We start from the raw sequence: 8,008 nt of genomic DNA on the forward strand, positions 1-8,008 counted from the left end.
TCAGCTCGGTCCGGCCTTGTAACCGACACCACGGACGGTCACCACGATCTCCGGCTTCTCCGGGTCCTTCTCGACCTTGGAGCGCAGCCGCTGCACATGCACGTTGACCAGGCGGGTGTCCGCCGCGTGGCGGTAGCCCCACACCTGCTCCAGCAGCACCTCGCGGGTGAACACCTGCCACGGCTTGCGGGCCAGCGCCACCAGCAGGTCGAACTCCAGCGGGGTCAGCGCGATCGACTGCCCGTCCCGCTTCACGGAGTGCCCGGCCACGTCGATGACCAGGTCACCGATGGCCAGCTGCTCCGGCGCCGGCTCCTCGGACCTGCGCAGCCGCGCCCGGATCCGGGCCACCAGCTCCTTGGGCTTGAACGGCTTGACGATGTAGTCGTCAGCGCCCGACTCCAGGCCCACCACGACGTCGACGGTGTCGCTCTTGGCCGTGAGCATCACGATCGGCACCCCGGACTCCGCCCTGATCAGACGGCACACCTCGATACCGTCCCGGCCGGGCAGCATCAGGTCCAGCAGCACCAGGTCGGGCTTGGCCTCCCGGAACGCGGCCAGCGCCTTGTCGCCGTCGGCTACGAAAGACGGCTCAAAACCCTCACCACGCAGCACAATGCCGAGCATCTCGGCCAGTGCGGTGTCGTCGTCGACGACAAGGACTCGTCCCTTCATAAACGACATCATCCCATTCTCGTAACAGTGACCGGGGCGCCTGGTGAGGCACGTCACTGGCCCGTGACGATAGTCGTACTCACCGGTCACTGTCTGCCCGCGACCTCGCGGGCGAGATCACCGCACCGGCCGCGTGCCTACCCGGCGGCCCCCTCCCGGGACCGCGCGCACAGCTCCGCGAGCCCCTTGCCCGTCACCGGCGACAGCGCGCCGCCCTCCGTGACGATCGCCGTGATCAGCTCCGGCGGCGTCACATCGAACGCCGGGTTGTACGCCTGCGTGCCCAGCGGCGCCACCGGCACCCCGCCACCCGGGCCGCTCGCCTGCACCTGCGGCACCGGGATCTCGGTGACCTCGAAACCGGCACGCTGCTCCACCTCGATGGCCGCCCCGTCCGGGGTGTCCAGGTCCACCGTCGTCACCGGCGCGACCACGATGAACGGCACATGGTGGTAGCGGGCGAGCACCGCGAGCGGATAGCTGCCCACCTTGTTCGCCACCGACCCGTCGGCCGCGATCCGGTCCGCCCCGACCAGCACCGCGTCCACCTCACCGGCCGCGAACAGCGACCCCGCCGCATTGTCCGTGAGCAGCGTGTACGCCATGCCGTTCAGGGCCGCCTCGTACGCCGTGAGCCGCGCCCCCTGCAGGAGCGGCCGCGTCTCGTCCACCCACAGGCGCCGCAGCCGCCCCGCCCGGTGCGCCGCCAGCGCCACCGCGAACGCGGTTCCCTCACCACCGGACACCAGCGACCCGGTGTTGCAGTGCGTGAGGATCCGGTGCCCTCCGGCGGGCAGCAACTCCTCCAGCAGCGCCATGCCGTGCTCGGCCATGCGGACGCTGGCCTCGGCGTCCTCCCGGTGCAGCGTGCGCGCCGCGGCCAGCGCCGCCTGCGCGGCCTGCCCCGGAGTGGCGCCCTTCTCGCCCGCCGCCCGGTACGCCTCGACGGCACGGCGCACGCCGACCGACAGGTTCACCGCCGTCGGCCGGGCCCCGGCCAGCGCGGTCGCGGCCTCGTCCACGTCGAAGCCGCGCGCGGCGGCGAGCGCGACCCCGTACGCGCCCGCGACACCCAGCAGCGGGGCGCCGCGCACGGCGAGCGAACGGATCGCCTCCACCAGCGCGGACGCGTCCGTACAGACCAGTTCGACCTCCTCGGTCGGCAGCCTCGTCTGGTCCAGCAGGACCAGAACGGGGCCTTCGGGCGGCTCCTCCCAGCGGATCGCGGGGATCCCGGTGAGCTGCGTGTCCTCGCCGACGTGCGCGTACTGATCAGCCATGCCGTCAGTCTTCCCCGTATCCGGCGGACAATTGAAGATGCGCACGCCCGACCTCGGCCGGTACCCGGATGACCACCCCATGGCACGATGGCTGCCAACCTGCCGCCGCGACCGCGGACGGGCACCGTGAAGGAGCGACGATGAACGACACTCCGGGCTGGGCCTCGCCCGGATCCGCCCCGTCCGACGGGCACGAGCCCGGCGCGTCCCGCCCCGCCGAGCCGGAACAGCCCGCGGGCCAGCCGGTTCAGGACCCGCAGAGCCCCGGCACGAAGTGGTCCCAGGTGCAGCCACCCGCCGGCCACTGGTCGGCGCCGGCCGGGCAGCAGAGCCCGGGCCAGTCCCCGCCGCCCCCACCGCCCGGCCCCGGCTGGGGCACCCCGCCCCCGGCGGGCCCCGGCGGCTACGGGCCCCCCGGCGGTTACGGCTACGGCGCCCCCGGCCACAGCGCCTGGGGTGCCGGCTGGGGCGGACCGCCCCCCGCGGCCAAGCCCGGCGTGATCCCGCTGCGCCCCCTCGGCGTCGGCGAGATCCTCGACGGCGCGGTGTCCACCATGCGCACCTACTGGCGCACGGTGCTCGGCATCACGCTGTCCGTCGCCGTCGTCACCGAGGTCCTCGCCGTCCTGCTGCAGGGCCTGGCCCTCGACACCACGGGCGCCGACGCCCTCGACGACCCCAGCGCCACCCTCAGCGAGGTGACCCGCGCCCTGGGCGACACCATGCTCAACTCGACGGTCATCTTCCTGATCTCCATGATCGGCACGGTCACGGCGACCGCCCTGCTCACCACGGTGACCAGCCGTGCCGTCCTCGGCCGGCCGGTGACCATCGGCGAGGCCTGGCGCGACGCCCGCACCCAGCTGCCCCGGCTCTTCGGGCTGATCGGCCTGCTGATCCTCATCGGCGCCGTCGTCGTCGGCGTGGGCATCACCCCCGGCATCCTCGTGGCCCTCGGCGGCAACGCCGACAGCGGAGCGGGACTCGCCGCCTTCGGCGGCCTCGCCGCTTTCGTCGTCGTCCTGTGGCTCATGGTCCGCTTCTCGCTGGCCTCCCCCGCCCTGATGCTGGAGAAGCAGGGCATCCGCAAAGCGATGGGCCGCTCCGCCAAGCTCGTACGCGGCACCTGGTGGCGGGTCTTCGGCATCCAGCTGCTCGCCGCGATCATCGCGAACATCGTCGCCGCGCTCGTCGTCATCCCCTTCAGCTTCATCGCCGCCGCCGCGAACGGGGGCGGCGTCTCCGGCCTCATGGAGGGCGAACGCGGCTGGACGTTCCTCATCATCAGCGGCATCGGCTCGGTGATCGGCTCCATGATCACCTTCCCGATCAGCGCCGGCGTGACCGTGCTGCTCTACATCGACCAGCGCATCCGCCGCGAGGCACTCGACCTCGAACTCGCCCGCGCCGCCGGCCTCCAGGACCACAGCACCGGCCCGGCCGGCAGCACACCGAGGAGCTGATGCCGTGAGCCTGACGGGGGGAATCGTCACGGCGGCCACAGCACCGCCCCATACCGCCGCCACGGCCGTGCCGGCCTGGCCGCACGCCACCGACACGGCCGCCGCGGCACTGGCCCACCCGGCGGCCACGGCCGGCACGGCGCCGGCCCACGCCGCCGACAGCGCCGCGAGCACACTGGCCCACGCCACCGACACCGCCGTACACGCCCTGCTGCGCCTGCACCGCACATCACTGCTCACGCGCGCCGGCTCCGACGGCGAACCCCCGGTGACGACACCGCGCGAGGCCGCGCGGGAAGCCGCACGCCGCGAACTGTCCAAGGGGATGTACCACCAGGACGACCCCAGCCCGCTCCAGCGCGCCCTCAACGCCTTCTGGGACTGGCTGGACCGCCTCTTCAACGCCGCCACCACCGCGACACCCGGCGGCACCGTCGGCCTCGTCGTCATCGTCGTCGCCGTGCTCGCGGTCCTCGCCGCCCTCTGGTGGCGCCTGGGCACCCCCCGCCGCCGGCCCACCTCCGCCGCCGCCCTGTTCGACGACCGCCCCCGCAGCGCCGCCGAACACCGCGCGGCCGCCGAGGCACACGCCGCCCAAGGCCACTGGAACCAGGCCGTCCAGGACCGCATGCGCGCCATCGTCCGCTCCCTGGAAGAACGCGCCCTGCTCGACGTACGCCCCGGCCGCACCGCCGACGAAGCCGCCGACGAAGCCGGCCGCGCCCTGCCCGCGCACCTGGACCGACTCCGCGCCGCCGCCCGGGAGTTCGACGACGTCACATACGGCGGCCGCAGAGCGAGCGAGCAGTCGTACCACCGACTCGCCGAACTCGACCGCGACCTGGACCGCACCAAGCCGCAGTTCGCCACCAGCACCGCCGGCCCGACCCCCGACGACCGCCAGGGAGCCGCCGGATGACCACCGAGGCCACGCTCCCCACCACCTCGGCCTCGCCCACCGCCCGTCAGGTCCTCACCCGCGCCCGGGGCATCGCCCTCGCGCTCGTCGTGCTCCTGGCGGCGGCCGTCGCGATCGCCCTGGTCCGCTCCACCACCAAACACGGCTCCCTCGACCCGCGTTCCGCCGACCCCTCCGGCAGCCGCGCCGTCGCCGCCCTCCTCGCCGGCCACGGCGTGCACACGCGCGTGGTCACCACCCTGGACGAGGCCCGCACCGCCGCGGGCCCCGACACCACCCTCCTGGTCGCCGTCCCCGACCTCCTGACGCCCGGTCAGCAACGCCAACTGCGCACGTCCACCGCCGGCTCGGGCGGCCGCACCCTCCTCGTCGCCGCCGACACCTCCGTCGAACGGCTCGCCCCCGGCGTCACCGCCGACCCCGTCACCAGCACCGACTCCCTGCTCGCGCCCGACTGCGCGCTTCCCGCCGCCCGGCGCGCCGGCACCGCCGACACCGGCGGCATCCGCTACACCACCACCCACGTCACCGCCGACGCGTGCTACCCCAGCGACGGCCTGGCCACCCTCGTACGCGTCCCCGACGCCACCGGGCACGGCGACACCGTCGTCCTCGGCGCGCCCGACATCCTCCTCAACGAGCACCTCGACGAGCAGGGCAACGCCTCGCTCGCCCTCCAACTCCTCGGCTCCCGCCCCCATCTCGTCTGGTACCTCCCCTCGCTCTCCGACACCTCGGCCACCGCACCCGGCGGCCAGAAGTCCTTCGTCGACCTGATCCCCTCCGGCTGGCTCTGGGGCACCCTGCAACTCTTCGTCGCGGCAGCCCTCGCCGCCCTGTGGCGCGCCCGCCGGCTCGGCCCGCTCGTCCCCGAAAAACTCCCCGTCGCGATCCGCGCCTCCGAAACCGCCGAAGGCCGCGCCCGCCTCTACCGCAGGGCGAACGCCCGCGACCGCGCCGCCGCCGCTCTGCGCTCCACCACACGCACCCGCCTCGCCCCCCTCGTCGGCGTGCCCACCACCCAGGCGCACACGCCCGAAACCCTGCTCCCGGCCCTGTCCGCCCGCCTGCACGGCGACGGACAACAAGCCCTGCACACCCTCCTGTTCGGGCCGCCGCCCAGCGACGACGCAGCCCTGATCACCCTCGCCGACCGACTCGACGCCCTCGAAAGAGAGGTACGCCGTCCATGATGGACCCGACCACTGACAACGCCGGGCAGACCGGACAGCCGGGCGACCCCCGCGCCGCCCTCGAAGCCCTGCGCGCCGAGATCGCCAAGGCCGTGGTCGGTCAGGACCCCGCCGTGACCGGCCTCGTCGTCGCCCTGCTGTGCCGCGGCCACGTCCTGCTCGAAGGCGTCCCCGGCGTCGCCAAGACCCTCCTCGTGCGCGCCCTCGCCGCGGCCCTCGAACTCGACACGAAGCGCGTGCAGTTCACCCCCGACCTGATGCCCGGCGACATCACCGGCTCCCTGGTCTACGACGCCCGCACCGCCGAGTTCTCCTTCCAGCCCGGCCCGGTCTTCACCAACCTCCTCCTCGCCGACGAGATCAACCGCACGCCTCCGAAGACCCAGTCCTCCCTGCTCGAGGCGATGGAGGAGCGCCAGGTCACAGTCGACGGCACCCCGCGCGCGCTCCCCGACCCCTTCCTCGTCGCCGCCACCCAGAACCCGGTCGAGTACGAGGGCACCTACCCCCTCCCCGAGGCCCAGCTGGACCGCTTCCTGCTCAAGCTCACGGTCCCGCTGCCCTCCCGCCAGGACGAGATCGACGTCCTCACCCGCCACGCCGCCGGCTTCAACCCGCGCGACCTGCGCGCCGCCGGCGTACGCCCCGTCGCGAACGCCGCCCAGCTGGAAGCCGCCCGCGCCGCCGTCGCCAAGACGACCGTCTCCCCCGAGATCGCCGCCTACGTCGTCGACATCTGCCGCGCCACCCGCGAGTCGCCCTCCCTCACCCTGGGCGTCTCTCCCCGCGGCGCGACCGCCCTGCTGTCCACGGCCCGCGCCTGGGCCTGGCTGACCGGCCGTGACTACGTCATCCCCGACGACGTGAAGGCCCTCGCCCTGCCCACGCTGCGCCACCGCGTCCAACTGCGCCCGGAGGCCGAGATGGAGGGCGTCACCGCCGACTCCGTCATCACCGCGATCCTCACCCACGTCCCCGTGCCCCGCTGATGGCGCTCACCGGACGCGCCGCGCTCCTCGCGGCACTCGGCTCCCTCCCCGTCGGCATCCTGGAGCCCGGCTGGACGGGCGTCCTCGCGGTCAACGGCACCCTGGCCCTGGCGTGCGCCTGCGACTACGCCCTCGCCGCCCCCGTACGCCGCCTCGGCCTCACCCGCTCGGGCGACACCTCGGTACGCCTGGGTGACGCCGCCGACGTCACCCTGACCGTCACCAACCCCACGGGCCGACCGCTCCGCGCCCGGCTGCGCGACGCCTGGCCGCCCAGCAGCTGGCGCCCCGGCACGGAATTCGAGGCGTCCCGCCACTCCCTCACGGTCCCGGCGGGCGAGCGCCGCCGCGTCACCACCCGCCTGCGCCCCACCCGCCGCGGCGACCGCCAGGCCGACCGCGTCACCATCCGCTCCTACGGCCCCCTCGGCCTGTTCTGCCGCCAGGGCACCCACAAGGTTCCCTGGACCGTCCGCGTCCTTCCGCCGTTCACCAGCCGCAAGCACCTGCCGTCGAAACTGGCCCGCCTGCGCGAACTGGACGGCCGCACCAGCGTGCTGCAACGCGGTGAGGGCACGGAGTTCGACAGCCTCCGCGAATACGTCCCCGGCGACGACACCCGCTCCATCGACTGGCGCGCCACCGCACGCCAGACCACCGTCGCCGTCCGCACCTGGCGTCCCGAGCGTGACCGTCACATCCTTCTGGTCCTCGACACCGGCCGCACCTCGGCCGGCCGTGTCGGCGACGCCCCGCGCCTGGACGCCTCCATGGACGCCGCTCTCCTCCTGGCCGCCCTCGCCTCCCGCGCCGGCGACCGCGTCGACCTGCTCGCCTACGACCGCCGCGTCCGCGCCCTGGTCCAGGGCCGCACGGCCGGCGATCTCCTGCCGTCCCTGGTCAACACGATGGCGACACTCGAACCCGAACTGGTCGAAACAGACGCCCGCGGCCTGACCGCCACCGCCCTGCGTACGGCCCCCCGCCGCTCCCTGATCGTCCTCATGACGACGCTGGACGCTGCCCCCGTGGAGGAAGGACTCCTCCCGGTCATCCCCCAACTGACCCAGCGCCATACGGTCCTGGTGGCCTCGGTGTCCGATCCGCACATCGCCCGCATGGCAGCGGCCCGCGGCACCACCGACGCGGTCTACGAGGCCGCCGCAGCCGCCCAGGCGCAGGCGGAACGCAACCGCACCACGGAAAAGCTCCGCCGCCACGGCGTTACGGTCGTCGACGCCACCCCGGACGACCTGGCGCCGGCACTCGCCGACGCATACCTGGCGCTGAAGGCAGCAGGCCGACTCTGATCCGGGCTTTCGCTTCCCTCCGGGGGAGCGAAAGCCCGGAGCGAAAAAGCTCCGGAAACGCAGAAAACCCCCGCATCCGTGGATGCGGGGGTTTCCCTCAATAATTGTTCGGCGGCGTCCTACTCTCCCACAGGGTCCCCCCTGCAGTACCATCGGCGCTGTAAGGCTTAGCTTCC

General features: G+C 73.8%; 7 protein-coding genes. 5 read left to right on the forward strand and 2 right to left on the reverse strand.

Annotated features, from left to right (window positions below; all coding sequences use genetic code 11):
• Together mtrA and mtnA are read right to left on the reverse strand one after the other, a co-directional pair.
• Complete coding sequence (gene mtrA / locus AB0E88_RS33750; RefSeq protein ID WP_009188938.1) at positions 1-690, reverse strand: two-component system response regulator MtrA; 690 nt, start codon at positions 688-690, stop codon at positions 1-3.
• 125 nt (positions 691-815) lie between these two features.
• Positions 816-1,958, reverse strand: a complete 1,143-nt coding sequence (mtnA, locus tag AB0E88_RS33755) for an S-methyl-5-thioribose-1-phosphate isomerase (protein WP_361638545.1) — start codon at positions 1,956-1,958, stop codon at positions 816-818.
• A gap of 140 nt (positions 1,959-2,098) precedes the next feature.
• Between mtnA and AB0E88_RS33760 the strand changes: the two genes are divergently transcribed.
• The 5 genes from AB0E88_RS33760 (at position 2,099) to AB0E88_RS33780 (ending at position 7,832) form a co-directional block, all read left to right on the forward strand.
• Positions 2,099-3,421, forward strand: coding sequence for a glycerophosphoryl diester phosphodiesterase membrane domain-containing protein (locus AB0E88_RS33760; RefSeq protein WP_361638547.1), 1,323 nt, complete (start codon positions 2,099-2,101; stop codon positions 3,419-3,421).
• Between the two features lie 208 nt (positions 3,422-3,629).
• On the forward strand, positions 3,630-4,340 hold the full coding sequence (locus tag AB0E88_RS33765) for a DUF4129 domain-containing protein (RefSeq protein WP_361638555.1): 711 nt from the start codon (positions 3,630-3,632) through the stop codon (positions 4,338-4,340).
• Positions 4,337-5,533 carry a DUF4350 domain-containing protein gene (locus AB0E88_RS33770; protein ID WP_361638549.1) on the forward strand — a complete coding sequence of 399 codons (1,197 nt, stop codon included), beginning with the start codon at positions 4,337-4,339 and terminating at the stop codon, positions 5,531-5,533. Before AB0E88_RS33765 ends, AB0E88_RS33770 begins: the two co-directional genes overlap by 4 nt.
• Entirely contained in the window at positions 5,533-6,522 is a 990-nt protein-coding gene (locus tag AB0E88_RS33775) for a MoxR family ATPase (RefSeq protein ID WP_361638557.1), read from the forward strand. Before AB0E88_RS33770 ends, AB0E88_RS33775 begins: the two co-directional genes overlap by 1 nt.
• Positions 6,522-7,832 (forward strand): DUF58 domain-containing protein, encoded by a 1,311-nt coding sequence (locus AB0E88_RS33780; RefSeq protein ID WP_361638551.1) that lies wholly within the window; start codon positions 6,522-6,524, stop codon positions 7,830-7,832. Before AB0E88_RS33775 ends, AB0E88_RS33780 begins: the two co-directional genes overlap by 1 nt.
• Positions 7,833-8,008: the final 176 nt, after the last annotated feature.

The sequence above is a fragment of the Streptomyces sp. NPDC028635 genome, assembly GCF_040637635.1.
Lineage (GTDB): Bacteria > Actinomycetota > Actinomycetes > Streptomycetales > Streptomycetaceae > Streptomyces.